This window comes from Pandoraea sp., from assembly GCF_041919235.1.
Taxonomy (GTDB): domain Bacteria; phylum Pseudomonadota; class Gammaproteobacteria; order Burkholderiales; family Burkholderiaceae; genus Pandoraea.
In genome coordinates this window covers 61,730-86,379 of the sequence record NZ_JAYRUC010000001.1, presented here as the reverse complement: position 1 = coordinate 86,379, position 24,650 = coordinate 61,730, and the positions used below count along the sequence as shown (strand labels likewise).

General features: G+C 63.0%; 24 protein-coding genes and 2 pseudogenes. 19 read left to right on the top strand and 7 right to left on the bottom strand.

All coding sequences use genetic code 11. The features are described 5' to 3' along the window. Window positions 1-110 precede the first annotated feature (110 nt). The 3 genes and pseudogenes from ACE3UG_RS00385 to ACE3UG_RS00375 all read left to right on the top strand — a co-directional run. Window positions 111-491: a hypothetical protein gene (locus ACE3UG_RS00385; RefSeq protein WP_363324593.1), complete on the top strand. Its 381-nt coding sequence runs from the start codon at window positions 111-113 to the stop codon at window positions 489-491. A gap of 132 nt (window positions 492-623) precedes the next feature. After that, window positions 624-2,303 carry a phage integrase family protein gene (locus tag ACE3UG_RS00380; protein ID WP_374618271.1) on the top strand — a complete coding sequence of 560 codons (1,680 nt, stop codon included), beginning with the start codon at window positions 624-626 and terminating at the stop codon, window positions 2,301-2,303. Between the two features lie 147 nt (window positions 2,304-2,450). Beyond that, window positions 2,451-2,894 (top strand): annotated as a pseudogene (locus ACE3UG_RS00375) (alcohol dehydrogenase); the annotation flags it as partial. Window positions 2,895-2,900: 6 nt separating this feature from the next. Here the strand turns inward: ACE3UG_RS00375 and ACE3UG_RS00370 are convergent. Further along, window positions 2,901-4,886, bottom strand: a complete 1,986-nt coding sequence (locus tag ACE3UG_RS00370; RefSeq protein ID WP_374618269.1) for an ATP-binding protein — start codon at window positions 4,884-4,886, stop codon at window positions 2,901-2,903. Window positions 4,887-5,115: 229 nt separating this feature from the next. Here ACE3UG_RS00370 and ACE3UG_RS00365 point away from each other — a divergent pair, with 229 nt between their 5' ends. Together ACE3UG_RS00365 and ACE3UG_RS00360 are read left to right on the top strand one after the other, a co-directional pair. Further along, window positions 5,116-5,958: a universal stress protein gene (locus ACE3UG_RS00365; protein ID WP_374618268.1), complete on the top strand. Its 843-nt coding sequence runs from the start codon at window positions 5,116-5,118 to the stop codon at window positions 5,956-5,958. Between the two features lie 25 nt (window positions 5,959-5,983). After that, complete coding sequence (locus ACE3UG_RS00360; RefSeq protein ID WP_374618266.1) at window positions 5,984-7,021, top strand: zinc-dependent alcohol dehydrogenase family protein; 1,038 nt, start codon at window positions 5,984-5,986, stop codon at window positions 7,019-7,021. A 140-nt stretch (window positions 7,022-7,161) separates the two neighbouring features. On the opposite strand, the gene ACE3UG_RS00355 is transcribed toward ACE3UG_RS00360, so the two are convergent. Together ACE3UG_RS00355 and ACE3UG_RS00350 are read right to left on the bottom strand one after the other, a co-directional pair. Continuing rightward, window positions 7,162-8,070, bottom strand: coding sequence for a ribose-phosphate diphosphokinase (locus tag ACE3UG_RS00355; protein WP_374618265.1), 909 nt, complete (start codon window positions 8,068-8,070; stop codon window positions 7,162-7,164). Then, window positions 8,067-9,677 (bottom strand): thymidine phosphorylase family protein, encoded by a 1,611-nt coding sequence (locus ACE3UG_RS00350; protein WP_374618263.1) that lies wholly within the window; start codon window positions 9,675-9,677, stop codon window positions 8,067-8,069. Before ACE3UG_RS00350 ends, ACE3UG_RS00355 begins: the two co-directional genes overlap by 4 nt. Before the next feature lie 600 nt (window positions 9,678-10,277). Between ACE3UG_RS00350 and ACE3UG_RS00345 the strand changes: the two genes are divergently transcribed. Next, on the top strand, window positions 10,278-10,610 hold the full coding sequence (locus ACE3UG_RS00345; RefSeq protein WP_374618262.1) for a hypothetical protein: 333 nt from the start codon (window positions 10,278-10,280) through the stop codon (window positions 10,608-10,610). A 186-nt stretch (window positions 10,611-10,796) separates the two neighbouring features. Beyond that, window positions 10,797-11,834: a nitroreductase gene (locus ACE3UG_RS00340; protein WP_374618260.1), complete on the top strand. Its 1,038-nt coding sequence runs from the start codon at window positions 10,797-10,799 to the stop codon at window positions 11,832-11,834. A gap of 124 nt (window positions 11,835-11,958) precedes the next feature. Here the strand turns inward: ACE3UG_RS00340 and ACE3UG_RS00335 are convergent, their stop codons facing one another. Then, complete coding sequence (locus ACE3UG_RS00335; protein WP_374618258.1) at window positions 11,959-12,744, bottom strand: universal stress protein; 786 nt, start codon at window positions 12,742-12,744, stop codon at window positions 11,959-11,961. 401 nt (window positions 12,745-13,145) lie between these two features. Between ACE3UG_RS00335 and ACE3UG_RS00330 the strand changes: the two genes are divergently transcribed. Both ACE3UG_RS00330 and ACE3UG_RS00325 read left to right on the top strand, forming a co-directional pair. Continuing rightward, entirely contained in the window at window positions 13,146-13,799 is a 654-nt protein-coding gene (locus tag ACE3UG_RS00330; RefSeq protein ID WP_374618256.1) for a BON domain-containing protein, read from the top strand. A 232-nt stretch (window positions 13,800-14,031) separates the two neighbouring features. Then, a complete protein-coding gene (locus tag ACE3UG_RS00325) occupies window positions 14,032-14,493 on the top strand; it encodes a universal stress protein (RefSeq protein ID WP_374618254.1) in 462 nt (153 codons plus the stop codon). A 28-nt stretch (window positions 14,494-14,521) separates the two neighbouring features. On the opposite strand, the gene ACE3UG_RS00320 is transcribed toward ACE3UG_RS00325, so the two are convergent. Then, entirely contained in the window at window positions 14,522-15,481 is a 960-nt protein-coding gene (locus ACE3UG_RS00320; RefSeq protein WP_374618253.1) for a universal stress protein, read from the bottom strand. A 172-nt stretch (window positions 15,482-15,653) separates the two neighbouring features. Here ACE3UG_RS00320 and ACE3UG_RS00315 point away from each other — a divergent pair, with 172 nt between their 5' ends. The 3 genes from ACE3UG_RS00315 to ACE3UG_RS00305 all read left to right on the top strand — a co-directional run bounded on the left by ACE3UG_RS00315 (window position 15,654) and on the right by ACE3UG_RS00305 (window position 18,812). Then, window positions 15,654-16,901, top strand: coding sequence for an MgtC/SapB family protein (locus ACE3UG_RS00315; protein ID WP_374618251.1), 1,248 nt, complete (start codon window positions 15,654-15,656; stop codon window positions 16,899-16,901). A gap of 161 nt (window positions 16,902-17,062) precedes the next feature. Beyond that, a complete protein-coding gene (locus ACE3UG_RS00310) occupies window positions 17,063-17,491 on the top strand; it encodes an Hsp20 family protein (RefSeq protein ID WP_374618250.1) in 429 nt (142 codons plus the stop codon). A 673-nt stretch (window positions 17,492-18,164) separates the two neighbouring features. Beyond that, window positions 18,165-18,812: a response regulator gene (locus tag ACE3UG_RS00305; RefSeq protein ID WP_374618248.1), complete on the top strand. Its 648-nt coding sequence runs from the start codon at window positions 18,165-18,167 to the stop codon at window positions 18,810-18,812. Between the two features lie 66 nt (window positions 18,813-18,878). Here ACE3UG_RS00305 and ACE3UG_RS00300 read toward each other — a convergent pair. Continuing rightward, window positions 18,879-19,130: pseudogene (locus ACE3UG_RS00300) on the bottom strand (helix-turn-helix domain-containing protein); the annotation flags it as partial. 176 nt (window positions 19,131-19,306) lie between these two features. Between ACE3UG_RS00300 and ACE3UG_RS00295 the strand changes: the two are divergent. From ACE3UG_RS00295 to ACE3UG_RS00270, 6 genes are all read left to right on the top strand, one after another. Then, the gene (locus tag ACE3UG_RS00295) at window positions 19,307-20,002 is read left to right on the top strand and encodes a VIT family protein (RefSeq protein ID WP_374618246.1); all 696 of its coding nucleotides are present in this window, start codon (window positions 19,307-19,309) and stop codon (window positions 20,000-20,002) included. 179 nt (window positions 20,003-20,181) lie between these two features. Further along, window positions 20,182-20,655, top strand: a complete 474-nt coding sequence (locus ACE3UG_RS00290) for a VOC family protein (RefSeq protein WP_374618245.1) — start codon at window positions 20,182-20,184, stop codon at window positions 20,653-20,655. 122 nt (window positions 20,656-20,777) lie between these two features. Next, on the top strand, window positions 20,778-21,404 hold the full coding sequence (locus ACE3UG_RS00285; RefSeq protein ID WP_374618243.1) for a phosphoribosyltransferase: 627 nt from the start codon (window positions 20,778-20,780) through the stop codon (window positions 21,402-21,404). A 221-nt stretch (window positions 21,405-21,625) separates the two neighbouring features. Beyond that, the gene (locus ACE3UG_RS00280; protein ID WP_374618242.1) at window positions 21,626-22,000 is read left to right on the top strand and encodes a YqjD family protein; all 375 of its coding nucleotides are present in this window, start codon (window positions 21,626-21,628) and stop codon (window positions 21,998-22,000) included. A gap of 13 nt (window positions 22,001-22,013) precedes the next feature. Further along, window positions 22,014-22,391: a TraR/DksA family transcriptional regulator gene (locus ACE3UG_RS00275; RefSeq protein WP_374618240.1), complete on the top strand. Its 378-nt coding sequence runs from the start codon at window positions 22,014-22,016 to the stop codon at window positions 22,389-22,391. 22 nt (window positions 22,392-22,413) lie between these two features. Continuing rightward, window positions 22,414-23,682, top strand: coding sequence for a putative glycoside hydrolase (locus ACE3UG_RS00270; RefSeq protein ID WP_374618239.1), 1,269 nt, complete (start codon window positions 22,414-22,416; stop codon window positions 23,680-23,682). A gap of 59 nt (window positions 23,683-23,741) precedes the next feature. Here the strand turns inward: ACE3UG_RS00270 and ACE3UG_RS00265 are convergent, their stop codons facing one another. Then, window positions 23,742-23,984, bottom strand: a complete 243-nt coding sequence (locus ACE3UG_RS00265) for a hypothetical protein (RefSeq protein WP_374618666.1) — start codon at window positions 23,982-23,984, stop codon at window positions 23,742-23,744. On the opposite strand from ACE3UG_RS00265, the gene ACE3UG_RS00260 reads away from it, so the two are divergent. Continuing rightward, window positions 23,887-24,462 (top strand): BCAM0308 family protein, encoded by a 576-nt coding sequence (locus ACE3UG_RS00260; RefSeq protein WP_374618238.1) that lies wholly within the window; start codon window positions 23,887-23,889, stop codon window positions 24,460-24,462. The genes ACE3UG_RS00265 and ACE3UG_RS00260 overlap by 98 nt on opposite strands. Window positions 24,463-24,650 lie beyond the last annotated feature (188 nt).

The following is a 24,650-nucleotide window of genomic DNA, read 5'->3' as shown; positions in this document are numbered from 1 at the left end:
GTGTCCTTCTACGCAGAGGTCCCCGGAGTCCTTGGAGGACTCGATACTTTATCGACACGGAATTCACTGATTTCAAGGCCGACGCGTGTCAGCTCATTAGCATCGCGATCGTGAGCGAGAACGGAGACGAATTCTATGCGGAGTGCACAGATTTTGATCTGTCGCTCTGCAATAGTTTCGTCCGCGAAACGGTGTTGCCACAACTCGGAACGATTTCGGGACGCTCCATGCCAACCGGCAACGTGAGGGAAGCGTTGATGGCCTGGCTTTGTGCTGTCCCGCTCAAGCCACGACCAGTACTCAGCTACGATTCTGACTGCGATTATCAGCTTGTCACTCGTCTCTTGCGAGGATCTCTGCCTCAGGGATGGAGGCACGAGAACGTGTATCTGAAAATCAATCCCGAGCGATTCATGCAGTACGTGACAGAGCATGGCGGTGAGCATCATGCGCTGTTTGATGCCCGCGCCAACGCATACGCATTCATATAAATTCAGCCTGAAGATACGAATCTCGTGCGCATGACGATGGCATTCGATGGCTATTAGGATAAGTCTTCTTATCACGATAGGCGCAAATCTGTCCTAAACTGGTCTTCGTGAGAATGCGTGAGAGCATGCGCAATGCCGCCACCAATCGCCATATGCCCGGAATTCCCCGATAACGCGTCACTCGCCGCGTTGCGCGCGTGGTATGCCGGACTGAGCGCCCGCGCCGCGGTCGAGCGCTATCTGAATGACAGAAAAGCGAACGGCGCTTCCTCGCGCGGCATGCTGGGGCAGATTCGGCGCCGGTTAAGCGAGATGGCACGCAGACGTCAACGCGAGGATCTCGCCGCCGTATTCGAGCACAGTGCTGGCGAGCGCATCCGGCGCGCACGGGCTGCGAGTCAGGCGATTGAAGTGCTACGTGTATTGCCTTTGCCAGTGCCTCTAATTAGCGACGATATCGCCACGTGGCTGCCCTCGCGGGCCGTACGGGTGCTGCGCGCTTACGGCATCGCGACATTGGCTGATCTGACAGTACGCATTCCGCGCAGACGTCGCTGGTGGAGCGCTGTGCCGGGGCTGGGGCCGATGAGTGCCCGACAAATCGAGGCATTCTTCGCGCAGCACCCGCAACTCACGGAGCGCGCCCGCGCCCTGATTGTCGCTACCACCCCCAACACGGTAGTGCCTTGGGAACAATTGCGGCTTCCGCACGAGATAGATGGCTCGCAGGGGACATTTCGAGCCCCACGCAAGACGTGCACGTTGAGAGCAGCAAACGACTACGAAGCGGTCAAAGCCTGGCTTGCGCTTCATGAATCGGCAGCTACGCAACGGGCCTATCGGAAAGAAGCTGAGCGGTTAATTCTATGGGCGATCGTCGAGCGCCAGCGCCCCCTGTCTTCATTGACCATGGAGGATGCGATCGCATACCGAAGCTTCATACGCCGACCCACGCCGCGCGAGCGCTGGGTAGGTCCGCCGCGGCCGCGCATCTCGCATGAGTGGCGGCCTTTCGCGCGTGGACTGTCCGCCGTGTCAAGTGCTTACACCTTATCTGTGCTTGCAGCGATGTACCGATGGTTGATTCAACAGCGATACGTGCTCGCCAATCCGTTTGCAGGCATCAAAGTGCGCGGAGGGGCGCGCCGCGCGTCAATCGATGCGTCACATGTATTTGGAGAAGGCGAATGGCTGCTCGTACGCACTATCGCAGACGGGCTTGAATGGTCCTATGGATGGGAAGCGCCAGCCGCCCAGCGTCTACGATTCGTCTTGGATTTTGCTTACGCTACGGGATTGCGTGCTGGTGAGCTCGTCGCAGCGACCCTCGGTAGTGTTGAGGTTGATGGCCACGGTGATCAGTGGCTCACGTTGGTCGGCAAGGGGGCACGCACTGGCAAAGTAGCGCTGCCACCGTTGGCACGCATGGCGCTCGAACGCCATCTCTTGGAGCGTGGATTACCAACGTCACGGACACTTTGGGTCCCGATCACGTCATTGATCGGTGACCTCGGTGGAGATTCCGCCACGGGCATCACCTCGACGCGGCTATGGAGTGTGATGCGCCGGTTCTTTACCCAAGCAGCCGATATCCTCCAGACCGAGAGTCCGGCTGTCGCTGATAAATTGCGGCGCGCCAGTCCGCATTGGATGCGACACACGCACGCAACGCATGCACTGATGCGCGGAGCTGAATTGACCACGGTCAGAGACAACCTCCGGCATGCATCAATTTCAACGACGTCTATCTATTTGCACAGCGATGATGTGAAACGAGCAAAGCAGATTAGTGGAGCGTTTGCTGCTCGGTAGGTTGGACAACGGCGCCCACACAGTGCGGAGGAGGTTCGTCAGGCGAGAATACTCCTCATCGGCATATTCGAGGAAATCACATTGACGCCAGCCCCATATTACTTTTAGTGTTATGTGGCAATTTTGCCTTTATCGTGGCATGCCCCCCAATCGCGTGAAGTCTACGCGTTCACGCGCCCCGGCGACGAAGCGGGCATGGCATTTGCCTTGGCAAACGGCGCTTGCTGGGCGGGTGCCAGCGATGCCCCGGCGCCTGTGTGCCTTGATGCGGCGATCATTTTCGCCCCGGTCGGCGATCTTGTGCCGAAAGCGCTCGCCGCCGTGGACCGCGGGGGCACTGTCGTGTGCGCAGGTATTCACATGAGCGATATTCCTGCGTTTCCCTACCGTCTGCTGTGGGGCGAACGGCAAATCAGGTCCGTCGCCAACCTGACAAGAGAAGACGGACTGGCGTTTCTGGCGCTCGCGCAGACAATGCCGCTGCACGTCACCACGCACATGTACCCCCTTGAGCGAGCGAACGAGGCGCTAAACGACCTGCGCAGTGGTGCCTTCTCTGGAGCGGCCGTGCTCCAGATGCCAGACGCGTAGCGGTCCTCAGGAGCGCGTTCGGTCGGCCGGTGTCGGCATCTCCAGGGGAATCACGGTGGTGACGACGGTCCCGCCTTCGGAGGGGCTGCGAACCTCCAGCGTGCCACCCAGCAAGCGGGCGCGCTCACGCATGCTGATGAAACCGATCGAGTCGGATTTCGGGCGCGTCGGCGGCAGCCCGCGCCCATTATCGGAAATGCGAAGCCGGCATTCGCGATCGCACGATAGCTCGATGGTGACGGACGTCGCTCTCGCGTGTTTGGCCACATTATTGAGCGCCTCCTGCACGATACGGAACAACGCGGTGGCCACCGCTGGCGGAATGGCGGGCAAACTGTGTGCCCCCGTAAAGTCGACGGCTACGCCATAGCGGCGCGTAAAGTCCCGGGTATACCACTCGATCGCGGGGCCCAGGCCAAGGTCGTCGAGCATCGGAGGCCGCAGGTCGGCCGCCATTTGGCGAACCGCAGCGACCATGCCGTCGATCGATTGCTCGATTCGCCTCACGTCCCCGTTCGCCGGGCTCTGACCGTCCAACGTCCGTTTGAGCATGGCGGCATCCATTTTCAGCGCGGTCAGCCGTTGGCCAAGGTCGTCGTGCAGCTCGCGCGCGACCCTGAGCTTTTCGTCTTCGCGAACTTCTTCGAGGCGGGCGTTCAGCTTTTCCAGTTCGTTGCGAGAGGTTTGCAGCGCGTTGGCAATTCGGCGCTGTTCGGTCACGTCGCGCAACACCACCGTATAGAACTTGCCGGCAGCGTCCGAGCTTTGGGAAATCGACGCTTCCATCGGGAACTCCTCCCCGTCCGAGCGCAAGCCCCAGAGTGGCCTGCCACGTCCCATCAGGCGCTCCGAGACGCCCGTCATGCCGAAACGGTCGATGTGTTGATAGTGCGCGTGGCGAAACCGCTCCGGAATGAAGCGTGCGAGCGGCTCGCCAATCGCTTCCATCGCGCTGCATTTGAAGATGGTTTCGGCCGTGGGATTGAAGATCTGAATCCGCTGATGGGCGTCGATGGTAATGATGGCTTCGCGCACGGATTGGATCACGCTGAAAAGGCGACCTTCCGATCGCCGGTTTTCAACCGCACGACGCTCGGTGTGCTGTTTTGCACGGCGTCGCAGCACCAAGGCGAGTGCCCACGCAAGCGCCGTCGCGGCGCTCATCGCAATGCCCAGCGCGAGCACTCCATTGACGACGCCGGCGCCACGCAGCGTGGCGAACTCTCCAGAAGCGGTGTAGGTGAGATACAGGGCGGGTTTTTCCGCGTACGACACGCTCACGTTAGATCGATACTCGACCGGCGGCCGGGGTTGGTTCGGCGCGCGCGGATAAAGACTGTCAAACACAGGAATGGCGTGGCCTGCACCGTCCTTCATGGCGATCGTCAACGTGATGTCATGCAGCAGTGAGCCAACCGCAACATGGACGAGCGCATCGACGTCTGCGACCGCATACGCGCATACCGACGGCCGGGCCGTGTCGGACAGGAAAACCAGATATGTACGTCCCGTCGACGGTGCGGTGAGCGCAAAGACATTGCCTGCCGTTTGGGCGCCGCTTGGCAGTGCCATCGAACCGTTCGGCCCGAGCACGGCCTCGTCGCCAATCGAATAGGCGACGTTGCGCACGATCGTGTTCCCGGCGCGCTCACAGGCCGCAAACGTCACCAAGCCGGGCAGGCGCTCGGTGAGCCGCGTGCTTTGCGTATAGGACACCCATGCCTTTTCGTCAGGCCGGGGCGCCGTCGCGAGGCGGTCCAGCGCGGTGTGTACGGCGTCTCGATACGCCGACAGGGTGATCGCGAGTTTGTCCGTCGCGGCGCTCGTACGCAGGTTGAATCGTGCTTCGACGTTGTCCTGCATGGCAGTGCGCACCGCATACCAGTTCCACGCCGCCAGCGTGAGGCAGATCGCACACAACAGGGCGAAGAAGAAACTGCCCGATTGTCGCGGCAGGGATCGCAGCGCTGCGCGCAACGTCAACTTGACCATGTGGTTTGCCCCTTATCGGTTCGTGTGCCGTGGATCGTGCCGTTGTAGCACCGATGGTGCAAATTGCCCATCGGCGTCAGTCCGTAAGTCGCCCCCCGACGCCAGCGCGCCGCCGCCGCGCCGGATGTCCCAATGCAGGCGCCACCCGACATGCGCTTGATCGGGGTCAACGGACGCAGCCCAGCCCCGAACTACAGTAGAGAGTGACCGCCCCCACTGGAGAGCCGCCATGACCTACCGGACGTTGCTGGTCCACGTCGACAACAGTCAACAATGCCGCGCACGCGTCGAGCTTGCCGTCGAGTTCGCTTCTCGGCTACCCGCCCATCTGACGGGTATCTACTTACCCTTCCACCCACCGGGGTTTCCCGATGTCGTCGATATTGCAGGCGCCGGGCTGCCACCCCCACCGCCGCCGGAGAGCGACGCCCAGCGCCTTGAGCGCGCAGAGCAGATGTTCATGGAGATCTGCCGCCGGCAAGCGCTGAGCCCCGAATGGATCACGCCATCTCTCGACCCAAATCGCGAGATGCAAACCCATGCACGTTACGCGGATCTGGTGATCGTCGGACAGGAAGACCGCACGGACCCCGAAACGACACCCGCCCGGGGATTTGTCGAATCGGTCGTGCTCGCCGGGGGCCGGCCGGTCTTGATTCTGCCATACGCAGGCAAGTTACCCCGGTCCTTCGACAATATTCTTCTCGCCTGGGACGGCGGGCGCGAGGCTGCGCGCGCTGCCGCCGACGCCATGCCACTGCTGTGCGCAGCCAAGACCGTGCACGTGATGCACGTTAACCGAGGCGACCGAACGGACCCCCTCGGGCCGATTCCAGGGCTCGATATCGGTCTGTTCTTTGCCCGTCATGGCGTTCACGTGGAAGTCACACCCGAGCGCGGCGCGAACGACATCGCCGTGGGCGACGATCTGCTGTCCCGAGCGGCCGACATGAGCATCGATCTCATCGTGATGGGCGGCTATGGCCACTCGCGCGTGCAGGAGTGGGTGCTCGGTGGCGTGACGCGCAAGCTCCTCGAAACCATGACGGTGCCGGTCCTGATGTCGCACTGACGTTTCCCCAATATGGAGTCTCGATATGAAAGCCTTAGTGTTTCTCGGTCAGCAGCGCATTGCGCTGGAAGACAGACCCGTCCCGGAACTGCTGGCACCCACCGATGCCATCGTCCGCGTTCGCAAGACCACCCTCTGCGGCACCGATCTGCACATACTCAAAGGCGACGTGCCAACCGTTGACCCCGGACGAATCCTGGGACACGAGGGCGTGGGCGATGTCGTTCAAACGGGCGACGCCGTCACGGCGTTCAAGCCGGGCGACCGGGTGCTGATCTCGTGCATTTCGTCATGCGGAAAGTGCGATGCCTGCCGACGCGGTATGTATTCGCACTGCGCGGCGGGAGGCTGGATCCTCGGCAATCGGATCGACGGCACGCAAGCCGAGTATGTCCGCACGCCGCATGCCGATACCAGTCTTTACCACGCGCCCGCCGGCATCGACGACGATGCGCTCGTCATGTTGAGCGATATTCTTCCGACGGGGTTCGAATGCGGGGTACTCAACGGCAAGGTCAAGCCCGGGGACAGTGTCGCGATTGTCGGGGCCGGTCCGATTGGACTTGCCGCGCTGCTCACGGCGCAGTTCTTTACGCCGGCCCAACTGATCGTTGTGGACCCTGACGCCTCGCGCCTGGAAGTGGCGACGCGCCTTGGCGCCACGACCGTGCTGTCCTCCGCGAAAGGCGACGTCGCCGAGGCCATTCGGAATTTGACCGGCGGTCGGGGTGTCGATACGGCAATCGAAGCCGTGGGGGTGCCGGCGGCCTTCGAGCTTTGCGAATCCATTGTTGCTGCCGGTGGCGTCATTGCCAATGTCGGGGTGCATGGCCGCAAAGTCGATCTGCATCTTGAATCGCTGTGGGACAGGAACATCAGCATCACGACCCGATTGGTCGACACGGCGGCGACCCCGATGTTGCTCAAAACCGTGGAATCGGGACGTCTCTCGCCAGGGGTACTGATAACCCACCACTTCGCGCTTGCCGATATTCTCGAAGCGTACCGGACGTTTGGCGATGCGGCGAATACCCATGCCTTGAAGGTCATCATTTCGCCGTGAAGCAACGGGCGGCGGCGGTAGGCCGCAGTAGGCGGCGGGAGGCGGCGGGAGGCGACGAAAAAGCGGGCAGGGAAGTGGGCAGGGAAGCGGGCAGGGAAGCGGGCGGCAGCGTGGCGGTCTGACCCGGCTGCCGCCGCCGGTCAGGGGCGCGTCGGAAGACTCTCTAGCAGATCTCGAACCGCGTCGGCCAGCACGGGCGTGACGTCAATGGCATTGCAGGCGTGCGGCACCGTGTTGCCGGTCACAACCCGGCCGGCCCCGGCGGCGAGGAGATCGTCGACGCTTGCGCCATCGAACAGACCGTGAACCGCCAGGCACACCGGGTTGCCGAAGCCGGCCTGCACGAGCGCCCCAACGGTGGCAAGCATGGTTTGTCCGCTCGCCAGAATATCGTCGACGATCACCGCAGTGCGTGCTGCATACACCGGCGGCACTTGCAGCCGGACACTGACTCGCCCGCTTGCCTCCCGGGTCTTGTGCGCGACGACCGAAGGCGCGCTGATGCACGCGGCGATCTGTGAAATCCAGGCTTCGCTTTCGTCGTCGGGGCCCACGATGAGCGGGTCAGACACATTTGCCAGGATCCATTCGGCGATGGGGACCACGGCATGGGGCGCGCGCACGGGAATGGTGTACACGGCAGAGAGCGTCGGCAACCGGTGCAGGTGCGGCTCGATCGTCACCAGCCCATCGAAGTGTGCGCTGAGCAGCTTTCCGAAGCTCACTGCAGAGACCGATTCGCCGGGGCGAAATCTCGCGTCCTGGCGCAGGTAGCACAAGTACGGTGCAACGAGGACCACGTTCTGCGCACCGAGGTCGCGCGCGGTGTCCGCCGCGAAAATGATCGGCAGTAGCTTGGCGTCCGGCCGATGAAGCGCACAGACCATCACGACCGATTGTCCCGTCAGCGGTCCTTCGAGCGAGACCCGTTGCTCGCCGTCGGGAAAGTGATGAATGGTGAGCCGCTGCAGCGAAGCGGCAAGCCCATGGGCGAGCGACTGTGCCAAGTCCTCATTGCCGGGCAACGCGTAGACCACGACATCGTTCATGATTCCCCCACGGTGACGATAGCGGGAAAGCGGCAAGCGTACTCGTACGCATATTCGAGTTCGCCCTGACTTTCCGCATAGATGGTGAATAGCGGCTGTCTGGCAACCACCTGCGTGCCGATCGGTGCCTCGTAGACCACACCGGCGCGAGGCGCGGCCGGTGCGCCGGCCAGTTTTGCGACGCGGGCCAGATGGCGGTTGTCGATCGCTGTGACAACGCCACTGTGGCGAGCCGTGACCACCTGGCTGTGTCGCCCGGCCAAAGGTTCGCGCATTCCGCCCTGCGCCTCGCAGATGCGTTGAAACTGCCGCCAGGCCAGCCCGCTTGACAATACGCTGCGCGCGCACGCCAAGCCCTCGCCCGGCGTGACTTGTCCGCCCATTTCCAGCAATCTCCCCGCGATTTCCAGACTCTTGTTCGCCAGATCCACTGGTGCAGAGGTGCGATTCTGCAGCACCGACAAGACGTCGCGTGCCTCCAGGCTGGGCCCGATGCCACGCCCGACCGGTTGCTCGCCCTGACAGACGTACGTGGACACATCGAGTCCGAGGGCCCGCCCGATTCTGCGCAGTCGCTCGGAGAACAGCGCACTTGCCGCTCGGGAGCGAATCTTGGCGGTCGGGCCGACCGGCACGTCGATCAGTACGTGCGTGGCGCCGACCGCGAGCTTCTTCGACAAAATGGATGCCATCATCTGCGCTTCGCTGTCCAGATCGAGCGGGCGCTCCACCTGAATCAGGATGTCGTCGGCCGGACTGAGACCGGCCGCGCCGCCGAACACGATGCAGCCACCCACGGCATCCACCACCCGGCGCATCTCGTCGGCGTCCAGATCGACGGGCGCCAGCGTCTCCATGGTGTCGGCCGTTCCCGCAGGCGAGGTGATCGCCCGCGACGATGTCTTCGGCATGATCAGCCCTTGCGACGTCACGATGGCGACGACGATGGGCGTGGTTCGATTGCCCGGCAGTCCGCCGATGCTGTGCTTATCGACGATGCAGTCGGCCTGCCAATGCAGGGTTCCTCCCGTTTCGACCATCGCGTGCGTGAGTGCAATGATCTCATCGTCGGAGAGTCGGTTGCCCGTGCATGCCGTCAGAAATGCCGAGATATGGATGGACGAGTAGCGGCCCGCCGCAATATCGCCGACCACTTCATCGAGTGCGGCAGGCGTGAAGGCTTCGCCGAACATGCGCCCCCGCACGTGGCGAAACGACTCGACAGGTGGCATGTGGCGCACGCGAACCCATTCCCCCTCGGTCACATCGAGTGCGGCCAAGGCGGCTTCGCTCAAGCCGATTTCGTCGAGTTCCACCCAGTCCCCGGTCACGGTTTGCAGCGTTGCCACGACAATCGCTTCTCTGTATTCGAGTTGAAGCCGTGTCTGCGCGGCGAACCCCTCCGACCGGCAGATCAGGCTGTCGCGCCGGAGGTAGGCGACGGCTTCGCGCAGCGTATCGATCTGGACGCGTCGCGCCCGTAATCGGCGCCCCGTTAGCGGCGCATCGGCGATTGCACCCGTGGCGACCTCCCCCGGCTGCGGGGCGCGTGGGTTGAGGCGGCCGGCCGCCTCGGCTTCAGGTGACTTCTCGATGTCATCCGACACGGTGCGTGTTCCTTGCAGGCATCTCAGGACGCGCATCCCGCCCGCGTGCATTGCGCGCCCAACTCGGGATGTGCCTTAGCTTCGAAGCGTAGCGCCGCTTCATCCGTTACGCGGCGGGCGTCTGGCGTGAGGTTGACGTGGGTCAAACCGGCCATGCAGACGTGTTTCCTGTGAGCAACGAGTCCGTCAAGGTTGAGGTATGTCAAGGGACGATGGCGATGACGCAGTATCGTGAAGACGTGGCCGGAGCGGACACCCCCGGCTCAAGCAACACCCGATACTGTCGATGAATGTCATTGGCACTTGCGTTCGGATACGGCCCCGTTTAGGGCGCAAGCAAGTTGGGTTTTTGCCCGCTCTGGCGGGCAATTTTTTTCCCATGCGCGGGCGCGGGCATAGGCGCCTGACGAGGTCGACGTGGAACCGGCGGGAGGCGGCAAGCTTCACCAAGCCGAACGTTGCGCCCGCTTAGATTTGAAGCGCATGGGTCGTGCACATCCGGGGGCGCGTTGCTGCCACGTTGCGTGACCAGCCATCCATTCGGGAGACGTGATGATGTCCAACGAACTGAACTCGCCCCTTGGGTTGTGCAAGGCACCAATGCTTGCCGTGCTCGACCTCCACAAGCATTGGCTCGAGAACCTGCAATGCCTGCGGCAGATGCAGCTCAACACGACCGCCGGCTTGCTCCAGGCGGATCGGGACTTCGCGAGTACGCTGGAGCATTCGCCGGATTTCAACGCGGTGTTGGCTAGCCAGCTCGCGTTCGTCAACGCTCAATTGGCTATGCAGAACGTCATTTGGCAGGGGCTGATGCAAATGAGCGCGCGAGGGCCCACGGTATGGGCCGAACAGTACGATGCGGCGGAGAAAGCCTGGCGACGCGTTTTCGCCGATCCTGACGCGCTGCGGCGAAATGCAAACCGGGGCTGAGGGACTGAGTGGCTGAGGGGCTGAGGGGCCGTAGTCGTCCGGCGCCATCCGGCATTGACGTTCGTCAATGCGCATTTGCCCCGTTACACCAGACTTCATGCAAGCCAGTGGCTCGACGAATGCCATTCCATTCGGTATCGCGCTCATTCTGCGCACGCCGTCATCTGATGACTGAAGGAGGTTGCCATGCCCCGATCCGAGGATAGCTTGCGCCAGGCGTGGGACGTCGACGAGCAGGCGTTTCCCAAGCGCGGGACGGCCCGCGAGCGGTTGAGGTTCTGCCTCCAATACGCGATACTCGCGCCGTCGACGCACAACACGCAGCCCTGGCGCTTTGTGATGAGCGACGACACCGTGATGCTGTGCGCAGACCGAACCCGCGCACTGCCTGTCAGCGACACGTACGATCGCGAATTGGCCATCAGTTGCGGGGCGGCATTGTTCAATCTGCGTGTTGCCCTGAGTTATTTCGGCTGCCCCTATCTGATCCGGATCATGCCCGCCACGGCCGAGCCCGACGTGCTGGCAAGCGTGCAACTCGCGGACGAGGGGTTTGTGGATGGGTCGATTGCAGCACTCTTCTCATCCATCCCGAACCGGGTGACGAATCGGCAGGCGTTCGATCCGGCACCGTTGCCGCAGGAGGCGATTGACGCGTTGCGCGCGGCCGCCGAGGCGGAAGGCGCTCAACTCGCACAAACGGCCGACGAAGCGGGACGTCTACGCTTGGCCGATCTCATCGATCAGGCCGATCGAATTCAACTGGGCGATCCGCGTTTTCGCCGCGAGCTGGCGATATGGGTCAGTGCGTCGCGGCGCGATGACGGCATGGCGAGTTACTCGGCGAGCGCGGGTGGACTGCTCGACTTTGCCTCGCCGATTCTGACGTCCATCGTTCGCACGTTCGATGTCGGTGGCGGTATTGCCGCCAGCCATCGTCGTCTGGTTCAAGGTTCGCCCTTGCTGGTGTGTCTTGCGACGACCTCGGACGGCCCTGAAAGTTGGCTTCTGACGGGGCAGGCGATGCAGCGGGTGTTGCTCACCCTGACGGCTCAGGGGATGTATGCGTCGTTTCTCAATCAGCCCATCGAAATCGACACGTTACGCGAGGCCGTCGGCGCGATGGCGGGGAGCGTCGGCTATCCGCAACTCTTGCTGCGCGTGGGGCGCGGCCCCTTGCAGGCGCATACGCCACGTCGCGCGCTCGAGTCGGTGGTGTCGTAACCGACTCGGCGGCATTGCCCCGATCAGCAACGGGCGTCAGGGTGTCAGGGCGTCGGCGCGCCGAATGACTCGGACGTCGATGTCGTCAATGGGCGCGTTGAGGTGCCGTACCCGCCGGAGCGCATTAATGGGAGAGCAGCACCGGAATGGACATGTGCTTGAGCACCGTGCGTGTTGCGCCGCCGAAGACGCGCTCGCGTGTCGGTCCGTGCCCATAGGCGCCCATGACGAGCAAGTCGGCGTCGTATTGCTCGGAGACGGCCAGCAACTGTACGCCGTCGCTGGCTTCGGTGTCTTCTCGTACCGATACCGCTTGCGCGCGCAATCCATGTTTTTCCATCAGATGGACGATATCGGCGAGTGACGGATCGTCGCCCGCTGGCAAACGGTTGATCCCCACCAAGAAGATGTCCTGCGCACGTCCTAGCAATTGCCAGGCGTCACCGATTGCGCGCCTCGCTTCGCGCGAGCCGTTCCACGCCACCACGATGCGGCGGATTTCGCGCGGCAGGGTCACGTTGTGGGGGAGTCCCAGCACGGGAACGCCCGCCGAGACGATGATGTCGCCGATGCCGTCGACACCGAGCGCGGCCACGCCACCGGGCGCATCCGGCTGACCGACGATGCAAAGATCGGTGGCTTTGGCAAAGCTCGAGAGAAGCGCCGTTGGCGCGCCGTAAGGGGAATGCCAGTCCCCGGCAATGTTGTGTTCCGCACAGACTTCCTGGAACAGATGCTCGGCCGCGTGCAACGCTGTCGGTGAGCGCCCCTCGCCGGACGGCTCCGGTTGCCCTGCATGGCCATTCCCCGGGCGGTGGGGCAGGTAGAGCCCAGTGAGGCTGGCATCATGCTGGTGGGCGAGCAGCCCGCTAAAGCGCAGGCGCGCGGCGCCCGTTGCTGTGTCGTCCACATGGACACAAATTCTCCGTAAGCTCATTTTCGTCCTCCTCGCATAGAGCACCTGCGCGTCGCTGCGCGATTTCGCGCAATAGTGTGCAGGCACGCTTTGTTATACCTCTCCGACACGGCGCGGCGGCGACAATCCCGCCGTCGAGTTGATGCGAATCAAGGTCGGGTGGCGCAAGCCGACGCCGTCGGCTCGCGTCGAGACTGTGCCGGGGCGTTGGCCGGCATCGGACAGCGAACTCGCCCGGCACGCGTTGCGCTTGGGGAAATTGACGCTAGTCAAGCGGTGCGTAGAGAAGCGGGCAATAGACAGCACAACCCGCTAAGGTGAAATGAACCGGTGCGTGACCCACTTCTGCGAAGTCTGCAACGACACCCCCGACATCCTGGCACGGAGCCCACCTCATGAAGACCGATTCTCAACTGCAGCGCGACGTGATGGACGAACTGGCGCGCGACACCAACGTGCACGCCAACGAGATCGGCGTCGAGGTCAGGGACGGCATCGTAACGCTCTCGGGAGACGTCGCGAGCTTCCATGAAAAATGTGAGGCCGAGCGCGTCGCTTCGCGTGTTGCGGGGGCCCGCGCCATCGTGATCGGATTGGAGGTCGAGCCCGCCTCCCAGGACCGGCATACCGACACCGATATCGCGAGAGCCGCGCTCGCCATTCTGAAATGGCATGCCGGTTTGCCCGAACAGGGCATGCACGTCAAGGTCGAGAACGGTTGGGTCACGCTGGCGGGAGACGTCGAGTCGTATTCGCAGCGGGTGCTGGCGGAGAGCGCTGTTCGTACGTTGCGCGGCGTCAAGGGGGTCATCAACGAGATGCGGGTGCTCAGTGGACCGCATCGAACGGAAATCGTCGGCCATATTGCGGCCGCGCTGGCGCGACAGGCGCAGCGCGAAGCGCGTCACGTTGAAATCTCGTTATTGGGAAATGGCGAGGTGCTCCTCAAAGGCACGGTGCATTCGCTGGCCGAAAAGGAAGCCATCCGGGGCGCGGCCATGACCACGCATGGGGTGTGTGCCGTCGTGGATCGGCTGACTGTCGAGTAGGTTCGTTCGAAATTCTGCTCGACGAGTGCTTTCCCAACGCATGGACACGGGTGCCGGAACATGGGTCGAGCCGCACCGCGATCTTGAAGCTCGAGTCGTGGGCCGTCCAGGTACTGGATTACAGCCGCAGGTTCGACCGTGCCGATCTCGTTGCTATCCCGTCGAAGCGCGGCTTCGAGTCATGGGCGCCTCGTTGGCCGATCAATCAATAAAGGAAGGGAGTAAAGGCATCATGTACCGCAACATTCTCGTGGCCTTCGATGCCAGTCAACCGTCGGAAACGGCCTTGATCCATGCGGCCCGGCTTGCCCGCGCGCTAGGGGCGAGCCTTCGCGTCGCCTATGTCGAAGTCGACCCGGCACTCTATTTCCCCTTGATGGCTGCCGCGCTGCCGTCGGTAGCCGACATGCAACACGGGCTCGGTGCCGAGACGCTGGCGGTTCGCGAAGCGGCCCTGGGTATTTTGGCGCGCGAAGGCATTGCGGCCGACTTCGCGACGTTGCCGTTGATCGACAACCATACCCATATTGCGGACCGTGTGCTTACGGAGGCGCGGCGTGTGGGCGCGGATCTTGTGATCACCGGTTCACACGGCCGACGAGGCCTCGCACGGCTCGCGCTTGGAAGCGAGGCCAATCGCTTGCTGCAACACGCCGATCGGCCCGTACTCGTCGTCAAGTCGCCCAATCCATAGCGCGCCCGCGCGGGCTCGCTACAAGGTCTCAGCCTGCCACGTTGACGACCAACAAAGGACGATCGATCGTGCGGGCGATGCGCTCGTTCTCGTGGCCGGTGAACCACGAAAACATGCCGTTGCGGTCCTGTGCGCCCACGACCACCAGATCGGCATCCCATTCGCGCGACGCTCGGAGCACGGCGCCAGCGACATCTTCCGTCAGGTGTGTATGCGTCACCCGGCTTTCGATTGTCGGCTTCGACCCCAGTTCGGACATGATCGCCGTGGCGCGCGTCAATGCGCTCGCGGCCTTGGGGGTGCCGTGCGACGCCGGGAGAAGCGAGTCCGTCAATTCCGCCACGTCGACGCCCCTGTCCTCCACGTACACCGCCAACAGATCGGCGTGCGCCGGAGCAAGCTGCATGCCGACTCGCACCGCGTGCAGCGAGGCGTCGCTGCCGTCGACCGCAAACAGTATCCGGCGCGCGTGGTGCAATGACGATGGCGTCGCGTCTCTGGGAATCACGAGGATGGCGCGATGCGTGTGCTCGGCCAGCACGGCAGACACCTTTGTGGCAAACACGGCCGAGATCCCGGCGGCGGGCTCGGCGCCCACGACCACCAGCTCCGCGTTCCATTCGTCGGCGACTCGGGCGATGCCCGCCGATATTTCCCGATTTCCCAGCGCAGGGCCCAGCAGACGCATATGGACCTGAGCGCCGGTCCCTTGCAGTGCCGCTTGCGCACCGTTCAGTGCCGCCAACTCGTCCCGCCTGAGTTCGTCGAACGCGTCGTGAACCTCCGCCTGGGTTCGCGAGTGCGGCCGAAGGTAGGCCTCGGGGTCCTCGAAGAAACCGAGCAACAAGACTTGCGTGTCTCGCGAACAGAGGTGCGCCGTGTAGGGGATGGCGTTCAGCGATGCGCCGCCCGGATCGACGGCAACAAGGATCCGTCGGAACGGCTTCGGAAAGCCGTGAGGCGATAGCAGTTGGGAGACAGGTTCCATGGTCGAACTCGCCGGGGACGGCGTTCCTTGTAAATGATGCATCATTACCAGCATAGGCCGCCTGCGGGCCGGGACCGTTGCGCTCGATCAACATTGTAGATGACAGCGCGCGCTCGCCGATCCGGGTCGGCTATGCTAATCGGTGGACTCATTGGTAACGAACGGGCACGCGATGAACGAACCTATGCTCGACGCTTTGCCGTACGCGACGGCCCTTGCGATCGGCTTGCTGATCGGTGCCGAACGCGAACGTCGCAAAGGCGCGACTCACGAACGCGCGGCCGCAGGCATCAGGACGTTCGCGTTGACCGCCGTTCTCGGGGCCGTGGCAGTGTCGCTGGGCGGGATCTGGCTCGTGTCGGCCGTCGTGCTGGCGCTTGGGGCACTGTTGATCGCAGCGTATATGCGTCCACACGACGACCCTGGCCTCACGACCGAGATCTCGCTGATCCTCACCCTGTTGCTGGGCGCGATGGCCCTGCGTCACGCTGCCTTGTCGATGGCGATCGCCGTGGCCGTCGCAAGCGTGATGCAAGTGCGGTTTCACTTGCACCGCCTCGTGACCCGGGGCGTGACGGAAACCGAGTTGCAAGACCTCCTGTTGCTCGCGGTGGCCGCGTTGGTCATTCTGCCGATCCTGCCGGACCGGCCTATCGATACGTTCCAGTCACTCAATCCCCATACGATCTGGCGCTTTACGGTCGTCATGTTGTCAATCGCCGTCATCGGACATTTCGCGCAGCGCGCGCTCGGGCCAGGCGCGGGGCTTCCGGTGACGGGCTTTGTTTCCGGCTTCGCGTCGAGCATCGCGACCATCGGCGCGATGGGGACGCAAGGCAGGCGCAATCCTGAGTTGTTGCTCGCCGCTGCAGCGGGTGCAGTGCTTTCGACCATCGCAACGATGATTCAGTTGGCGATCGTTATCGGAACGATCTTTCCGAGCGTTCTGATCGATCTGGCGTTGCCACTCGGCGCTGGCGCGTTCGCAGCACTGCTATATGCGCTATGGGCGCTCTGGCGCGCGAGTCGGCAGGCCTTGCCGCAAACGGTGCCCGTCGGTCCGGGCATCGACCTGAAGTCGGCATTGGTGTTGACGCTGAGTGTGTCGCTCGTCATGCTGGCCTCGGGGGCGCTATCGCACTGGTTCGGGAAGACGGGCTTGCTGGTCGTGGCGATGGTGGGCGGGCTCGCCGATGCGCATTCCGTTGCGGCAAGCATCTCGGCGCTGGCGCAGCAGGGGCATCTGGACATTGCAGATGCCGGGCTGCCGATACTCGCAGGGGCCACCACAAACGCAGCGGCCAAGGGAATCGCAGCGCTGATTTCCGGCGGACCGCAGTTTGCGAGGATCGTCCTCCCGGGACTCGTGTTTGTGATGGCCGCCGTCTGGCTGGGGTTTGCCTTCTCGCCTTCCCACTGACGGCCGTCGCGCGGTCTTCTCTTGATGTCAGTCAATCCGCCGACGCCACCACGTCATAGATTGAATAGCGTGCACCATGGATCGCGGCGAATGCAACGCTTCGACAGACGCGACCCGCCGCAGCCAGGCGCACTGCAACATCCCATCCCACGGAGTCAGTCATGGCAAACATTACCCGATTCGATCCATTGAGTTTTGACGAGCCTTTCGAGAATCTCATTCGCAACGCGTTCTGGCGTCCGCTCGCGCTGGAGAGTTCCAAGCGCATGCAGATCAAGCTGGATATCGAGGAAGACGACAAGCAATTTACCGTGCGTGCCGACATACCCGGCGTCACCAAAGAGAACATCAAGGTAGCGTTGGAGGGGAATCAAGTCTCCATCAGCGCGCATGTCAGCAACGCAACGGAGAAGAAGGACAACGGAAACTTCGTGCACCGCGAACGTTACGAAGGCGATATGTATCGCAGCTTCACGTTGTCGCAGGCCGTCGACAGAGACAAGGCCCAGGCAAGCTATCGCGACGGCGTGCTCGAACTGGTGTTGCCGAAGCGGGCCGACGCCGGCCAGCGGGAGCTGACGATCCAGTAAATCGTTTGGCAGGTGCAGCCATTCGGGCACATGGGGGAGGGCGCCCGTCGGGCTTCCCTCTCGTCAGGTGCGCCGACGGGCTGCCGATGCAGAATTACCGTGCACTTCCCCCACTTTCCGCCCGAATGCGCGAGACGGGCTGTCCCGTTCGGCAATGCCATAAGTACCGGTCAAAACTGCCGAATTGACTTCATTTGAAAAAGCGTCCTCCAATGGATTGGCGACTTTGATTCGCTAATGGATGTCGCTTTAATGGCCGGAACGGCCGCGACCCACGCACAGGCGGGTGAAAAATTGTGCGCCGGGCCCGATGGCGAGTCGTTCGACGTAGAGCCATCCAACCATTACCCAGTTTGGAAGGAAGTCTCGCTTTTACTGGTTCATGTCTCGGCGTCGGATGCCGATATCCCTCGAAAGCCAAGGTAAATGCGCCGCCGCTCGGCGTGTGCCCGGACATCGAAAGCGAGAATGGTCCACATCGGCGAGCGCTCGGGTAAAGCCGTGCTTTGCGCTCTGGGATTAGGGCGCTATAGTTTGGAAACAGGTCGCTGAATAGATCGAGATCCTGCCGCGGTTTGTCCGCCCCTGCCGCCGTCACTTGATATTCGAGGCAATGGCCCTGCTCCACAGCAGCAAGGCGAGGATATGTTGCCCACAAATTCGGAGGCAAGGCATGACACGTGTCATGATCGCGGACGATCACGCCGTAGTGCGCAACGGGCTGAAACACATCCTGGAGCGGGCGGGCGAATTCGACGTCGTGGGCGAGGCGGCGGACGGCGCTCAGATTCCCATGATGGTCAAGGATTGTGCGCCAAACGTGCTGTTGCTCGACTTGTCGATGCCGGGACGAAGCGGTTTGGAGCTGATTCGGCGGTTGCGGGAGGCTTACCCCGCGTTGCGCATCCTGGTACTCACCATTCACTCTGAAGAGCAATACATCGTTCGCGCCTTTCAAGCGGGGGCGGCGGGGTATCTGACGAAGGAGAGCGCGGCGGAGGAACTCGTCACGGCGGTCAGCCACGTCGCAACCGGCGGCACTTACGTCGGCCTGTCGATCGCGGAAAAATTGGCGTCGAGCTTTCAAGGAAATAGCGACGAAGTACCGCATCGGCGCCTGTCCAATCGTGAACTGGAAGTCTATCGGCGCTTGGTGCGTGGCGAACCGCTCACCAATATCGCGCTTGCGTTGTGCGTGAGTCCCAAGACGGTCAGCACGTACAAGATGCGCCTCATGGAAAAAATGCAAATGCCCAATGAGGTGCAACTGGTGCGTTATGCACTTCGTCATCATCTCTTCGAAGAAGGTGAAAATCTGTAACCTACGCCGGCCCGGCGCCGGCTGGCCATTCGACCGTCGTTGAATGGGTTCGCAGGCCGGCACGTTCTACAGGCCACGAAGCGCTTCTCGGTCCGTGCGTGTGACCCACTTCCCCGAAACGGCGATGATGCCGTTGCAATGAAACCTTGAGCGTGCCCGGCTGACCGTCTCGAGCTTCATGCCGAGAGGATTGCCGGTATCGTCTCGCGTGATCCGCAGCGCGAATTCGCGCGGTGAATTTCCACGCGGATCGAACCGTCCCGAGAGATTCAAAAGGAAGCTCGACACACGTTGCTCCGCGCTCATGCTGCCGAGCAATGTCGAATTCTGGAATTTTTGACATTCGCCAAACCGAAGCGCCGTCAAATGGTTAGGATGCTCATGTGGAAGCTCGGCCCGCGCGCCGTGGCGAATATTCATGCCGTTCGTCGGCAGCGCGGGAGGGCGGCCTCAATATCGATCAGATGATCGTCACCCCCCTGATATGGCAGGTCATGTCCAGAATTCATCTTGAAAGCCACCGAACACAGCACATCGGTTGGTTGCGCGCGGCTGTCCTCGGCGCCAACGACGGCATCGTCTCCACCGCCAGCCTGATCATCGGCGTCGCCGCTTCGAGCGCCACACAGAGCGCCGTCCTCGTGGCTGGGGTGGCCGGGTTGGTCGCCGGCGCCATGTCGATGGCGGCGGGCGAGTATGTCTCGGTCAGTTCGCAATCCGACACCGAGCAGGCGGACGTGGCACGCGAGCGCGAAGAACTGGCCACCGATGGCGCGCGTGAAGCCGCCGAGCTGGCCGGCATCTACGAGCAGCGCGGCCTTGATGCAACGCTCGCGAAGGAGGTGGCGCGGCAGTTGATGGCCAAGGACGCCATCGGCGCCCACGTTCGCGATGAACTCGGCATCTCCGAGGTGGCGAGCGCCAAGCCGCTGCAAGCGGCCGGTTATTCCGCGATGGCTTTCACCATCGGGGCGGGCTTGCCCTTGCTGAGCGCGTGGTTATCCCCCGCCCGTCTTGTGGCGCCGGTGGTCGGCGTCACATCGCTGCTGTTTCTGGTGGTGCTGGGGGGACTGGCCGCTTATACCGGTGGTGCCGGAATACTCAAAGGCATCTGGCGTGTGACGTTCTGGGGCGCGCTGGCGATGGCGATCACCGCAGGGGTCGGCTTGCTGTTCGGGGCCGTGGGATAACGCTCGACGGTCCCGCATGGCGCACGCATGCCGACATGCGGCCCGCCCGCGCAGCGTGACCGCAGATATCGAACCCGCACGAACTTGCATCGAACCAGCCGCATTGCGCAACCGATTCGGGTCATTGCGCGGCGTGGCAACCGGGCGAAAACGACAATGCATCTTCAGGAGTCAATCTGATGGACGATTCCATCGCCTTCCCGCAGGCACACGAGTTCCACGTCAGTCTGCGCGTGGCGGACCTCGCCGCGAGCACGACCTTCTATCGGGCCATTTTCAACATCCCGCCCAAGGACACCACGCCGCGTTACAGCACGTTCGTGGTGCCTCAGTTGCATTTGAATCTCGTGCTGCTGGTCAATGACAGTGAGGAGCCGCTGGACACCTACAGCCTCTATCACCTTGGACTGGGCGTAGCCGACAAGGCGCAAGTGATCGCGGCCTACCATGCGGCAATGGCCGTGGGGGCGCCCATTGTCAAGCCGCCGCGCACGACCTGGCGCGGCACGCCGTTGCATGAGCTGTGGTTGCGCGATCCCAGCGGCTACTTGATCGAGGTTTATGCTCGACTCACCGCCGATGAGCTGGCGCAGATGCCGGCCGATCAGACGCCAAGCTATCTTGTGCCCGGCACTCAGCCGTCGGCGGTCTGACCCGCCGGGCCGAACGGCTGTCTGTCGCACGGGCCACCACGAAGCGCAGTCAACTCAGTCAGCCCAGTCGGAACGGCTCGGCTGCGCCTATCGGGGACGCCCGCACGCCAAGGAGACCCATCATGCCATTCGCCGATAGGGCAGACGCAGCACGTCAGCTCGCCGACGCACTCAAAATATACTCGGGCGAGCACCCCTTGATTCTTGCCATACCGCGCGGTGGTGTCCCCATTGGTGCCCTCGTGGCAGACGCCCTTGGGGGCGATCTGGACGTTGTACTCGTGCGCAAGCTGGGTGCCCCCGGCAATGCCGAACTGGCAGTCGGCGCCGTGGATGAAAGCGGCTGGACCTATCTGACGCCGCACGCGAGCCTGACGGGCGCCGATAGCGCCTACATCGAACACGAGCGGATGGTGCAACTCGATACCCTGCGGCGGCGTCGAGCGCGCTTTACCCCGTCGCGTCAGCGAACGAGCGCCGACGGCCGGCTGGCGATTGTCGTGGACGACGGCATCGCCACAGGCGCGTCGATGATTGCTGCCTTGCATTCAGTGCGACAGCGCAAACCCGCCCGATTGGTGTGTGCCGTGCCGGTCGCTCCCCGTGACGCGTTGCGCGACATCGCACCGTTTGCCGACGAGGTGGTTTGCCTGGAGGCTGAGTCCGATTTCAACGCCGTGGGCGATTTTTACCGAAAGTTTCCTCAGGTCAGCGATGACGAGGTCGTCGCCTGCCTGAATTCCCGCTGAGGGCCTGCGAGGTCGACGGGCCGATTGCCCAGATCGCCGACGTCACCGGTGTCGGGCACCAATCGCGTTGCCGACACGCATGGAATTCGGGCGTGGGGATGTGGCGTCCCGACATGGCGTCGGCTTGTTCCAAATCATGTTGTGCCACCACCGGATGCCTATAGTGAAGGTGGCTGGCGCCGATTACGGCGGGGCATTGTCGGACTCGATGGGAGCGAAGAATGAACGACATCCGTAGGGAACACTTGAATCATCGCCAGACGCTGGTCCACGACGCTGACGCACTCCTTGCGGACATCAAGGCATTGCTGCGCGATGTCGCCGACGATGCGCGTCCCGCGTCCAATGAAACGCACCTCGCGCTCAGCGCCCGGCTACAGCAACTCACCGCGCAGCTCGACGCATTGCGCAAAACGAGCCGGAAGCGCGTCTCGGGGTGGGCACAGACCACCGATCACTACGTGCACGATCACCCTTGGCGGAGCATTGCCGCAGCGGCGTCGATTGCTGCCCTTGCCGCCGCAGCGGGCGCCATGACGGCGCCCATGATCGCTCGACGCCGGCATACGGCGGAAGATTCCGACCTGCGTCTTTGACCGGAGTGCGAAGATGGATCCCCTGACAAAGCCGGGACTCGCGGCGCTGGCAACGCTGATCGACAAGGAAGAGCTGCGCATTCGCACCCTCCTTGACGCTGCCGATTCGCCAGTGGGTGAGACTTCGGCGCCAGAGCCTGGCGACGAAGTCGACCTGGCGAATGAGGAGACCGCCGAACGCCTGGACGATGCCCTGGCGGACCACTATCGCGGACAACTCTCGGATATTGAAGCCGCACGGGAGCGCATGCGCACTGGCGAGTACGGTGTTTGCATCGATTGTCACGAGGCGATTCCGCATGCCCGGCTGAAAGCGTATCCCACGGCAAAGCGATGCACCGCGTGTCAGCGTCGCCACGAGCAGCTTTACGCGATCGATCACGGCAAGTGACGGGCGTGGGCGGGAGGACACCATGATTAGGCGATGGCTATTCTGGAGCCTCGCGCTGGTGCTCCTGCAACCCTTGACGTCAACCGCAGCGGACGGCTTGGCGGCGCGCGTCGTTGACGCGACGACGGGACAACCGATCGCGGGCGCGACCGTCGTCAGTGCAGAGCGCGTCTGGGTCAGTGACCGCGACGGATCGTTCCTGGTCCCCGACCTGGCACCGGGGACGGCGCTTGCCGTTTCGGTGCGGGCGCCGGGATATGCCAGAGCGCAAACATCGATCCTCCGCGCAGCGCGCGAGACGATCGCGATGACGCGCTTCCGGCCCAAAGCCGTCTACCTTTCCGCTTATGGCATTTCGAGCCGTGTGTTGCGCGACGCGGCGCTGGCGTTGCCCGAACGCACCGCAGTCAATGCGTTCGTGATCGACGTCAAAGGCGATCGCGGGCTCACCCCATATCGAAGCCGGGCGCGCGAGCAGATCGGCGCACAGGCGCATGTTCCCTCCAACGGGCCTCGGGTCGAGAATCTCACGGCGCTGGTGAAATCGCTGCATGATCGCGGCTTGTACCTCATCGCCCGTATCGTGGTGTTCAAGGACGACCCCTTGGCGCAAGCCCATCCGGCGTGGGCAGTGCGCGACGCACAGGGCGCAGTGTGGCGCGACCGAGAGCAACTCAGGTGGATCGACCCGACGATTTCCGCCGCATGGATGCATAACATCGACGTCGCGGAGGAGGCCGCGCGCATGGGGTTCGATGAGATTCAATTCGACTATCTGAGATTCCCCGACGCGCAAGGTCTCCAATTTCAGGAGGCCGACACGGCCGAAAACCGGGTCGGCGCCATTACCGGATTCCTGACGGCCGCTCGCGAGCGCCTGCTACGCTACAACGTCTACATCTCGGTCGATATCTTCGGCTACGTCTGCTGGAATCTCAACGATACGGCCATTGGGCAGCAACTCGAAACCCTCGGAGAGCTTGTCGATTACATTTCCCCAATGCTGTATCCGTCGGGATTCAGCCGGGGCCTGCCGGGGTGCGAGCGGCCGACGCAGCACGCCGACGAAATCGTGTCGCGCTCCCTCGCGCAAGCCATGCGCCGCACCGGATTGCCCGGCGTAAGGTTTCGGCCGTGGCTACAGGCATTCCGGGACTATGCATTCGATCATCGCGACTTCGGCGCCGCCGAGATTAGGGCACAAACCGACGCCGCCGACTCGGCGGGCACCGACGGATGGATGCTATGGAATCCACGCAACCGCTACGATCCGGCGGCCTTGCCGCGCTGATCGTGGCGAATCGCACAGTTCGCTCGGGCCAGCCGCGATGAAGTGCCGTCGGCCCAGGATCAAAATGCGCCATGCGAGATGTCATGCGATTTGATCCAGGCCAAGCTGCGGCGAGCGCAACCGCGTACTGTATCAATATCGGGTGGGTCTGCACGGCGCAACGCGACATGTTGCGGCACATTGCGCTCGATTCCGGCCGTTCCCATGCCGCCGACGAATGCCTGGCAGGCGTGTATTCGACACAAGCCTGCGCCATCGTTTCGAGGAGTCTCAACCATGAAAATCAGAGCAAGGGCTGCCATGGTCCGGCCCGTCAGTTGGAATCGATTCTCGGATACGCACGTTCCCGACAGTTACAAGCAACCAAGCGCCGCACCCTCCACAGCGGCATGCCCCGTCTGTCATGCCGTCTTCCTCCGTGGCCACTGGCAATGGTGCGCAGTGCCTGAAGGTGCTGCGTCCCTCATGTGTTCGGCGTGCCATCGCACCACCGATGGTGTGCCCGCCGCGCGCCTGGTGTTGGACGGCGCCTTCGAGGCAGCCCATCGGGAGGAAATTCTTGGGCTTGTGCGTCACCGCGCGCAAAGACTGCATCGAGAGCATCCCATGGAGCGCGTGATGGCGATCACGTCGGGCGAGGACGGCACATCGATCACGACCACCGGAATGCATATCGCGCGAGACATCAGCAGTGCGATTCACCATGCCTACGGTGGGAAGCTGGACATCGATTACGCGCACGCCGAAGCGGAGTTGCACGTACGCTGGCATCGATCCTGACGCCCGAGGAGTTGCCACGCAGGCAATGCCGGATTCGACGTACGTCGTGAGCGATGCCGTCCTGGCGGATCGATATCTGGCGCCGGGGACGGCCGGGCGCGATGCAGTATCCGACGCGTCGCACGCGTGCTGGCCGACGCCGTGTTGTCGGTGCTGCCGCCGTCGACAGCACGCGCGGCGTGCCATTG

Bases quoted from the DNA above. Each gene is read 5' to 3' on its own strand.
- ACE3UG_RS00380 (WP_374618271.1), top strand. From the start codon at position 624: ATGCCGCCACCAATCGCCATATGCCCGGAATTCCCCGATAACGCGTCA.
- ACE3UG_RS00330 (WP_374618256.1), top strand. From the start codon at position 13,146: ATGAAGACCGATTCTCAACTGCAGCGCGACGTGATGGACGAACTGGCG.
- ACE3UG_RS00285 (WP_374618243.1), top strand. From the start codon at position 20,778: ATGCCATTCGCCGATAGGGCAGACGCAGCACGTCAGCTCGCCGACGCA.
- ACE3UG_RS00290 (WP_374618245.1), top strand. From the start codon at position 20,182: ATGGACGATTCCATCGCCTTCCCGCAGGCACACGAGTTCCACGTCAGT.
- ACE3UG_RS00365 (WP_374618268.1), top strand. From the start codon at position 5,116: ATGACCTACCGGACGTTGCTGGTCCACGTCGACAACAGTCAACAATGC.
- ACE3UG_RS00355 (WP_374618265.1), bottom strand. From the start codon at position 8,070: ATGAACGATGTCGTGGTCTACGCGTTGCCCGGCAATGAGGACTTGGCA.
- ACE3UG_RS00315 (WP_374618251.1), top strand. From the start codon at position 15,654: ATGAACGAACCTATGCTCGACGCTTTGCCGTACGCGACGGCCCTTGCG.
- ACE3UG_RS00310 (WP_374618250.1), top strand. From the start codon at position 17,063: ATGGCAAACATTACCCGATTCGATCCATTGAGTTTTGACGAGCCTTTC.
- ACE3UG_RS00280 (WP_374618242.1), top strand. From the start codon at position 21,626: ATGAACGACATCCGTAGGGAACACTTGAATCATCGCCAGACGCTGGTC.
- ACE3UG_RS00340 (WP_374618260.1), top strand. From the start codon at position 10,797: ATGCCCCGATCCGAGGATAGCTTGCGCCAGGCGTGGGACGTCGACGAG.
- ACE3UG_RS00345 (WP_374618262.1), top strand. From the start codon at position 10,278: ATGCTTGCCGTGCTCGACCTCCACAAGCATTGGCTCGAGAACCTGCAA.
- ACE3UG_RS00305 (WP_374618248.1), top strand. From the start codon at position 18,165: ATGACACGTGTCATGATCGCGGACGATCACGCCGTAGTGCGCAACGGG.
- ACE3UG_RS00325 (WP_374618254.1), top strand. From the start codon at position 14,032: ATGTACCGCAACATTCTCGTGGCCTTCGATGCCAGTCAACCGTCGGAA.
- ACE3UG_RS00320 (WP_374618253.1), bottom strand. From the start codon at position 15,481: ATGGAACCTGTCTCCCAACTGCTATCGCCTCACGGCTTTCCGAAGCCG.
- ACE3UG_RS00260 (WP_374618238.1), top strand. From the start codon at position 23,887: ATGCCGCCGACGAATGCCTGGCAGGCGTGTATTCGACACAAGCCTGCG.
- ACE3UG_RS00370 (WP_374618269.1), bottom strand. From the start codon at position 4,886: ATGGTCAAGTTGACGTTGCGCGCAGCGCTGCGATCCCTGCCGCGACAA.
- ACE3UG_RS00270 (WP_374618239.1), top strand. From the start codon at position 22,414: ATGATTAGGCGATGGCTATTCTGGAGCCTCGCGCTGGTGCTCCTGCAA.
- ACE3UG_RS00295 (WP_374618246.1), top strand. From the start codon at position 19,307: ATGTCCAGAATTCATCTTGAAAGCCACCGAACACAGCACATCGGTTGG.
- ACE3UG_RS00360 (WP_374618266.1), top strand. From the start codon at position 5,984: ATGAAAGCCTTAGTGTTTCTCGGTCAGCAGCGCATTGCGCTGGAAGAC.
- ACE3UG_RS00265 (WP_374618666.1), bottom strand. From the start codon at position 23,984: ATGGCAGCCCTTGCTCTGATTTTCATGGTTGAGACTCCTCGAAACGAT.
- ACE3UG_RS00275 (WP_374618240.1), top strand. From the start codon at position 22,014: ATGGATCCCCTGACAAAGCCGGGACTCGCGGCGCTGGCAACGCTGATC.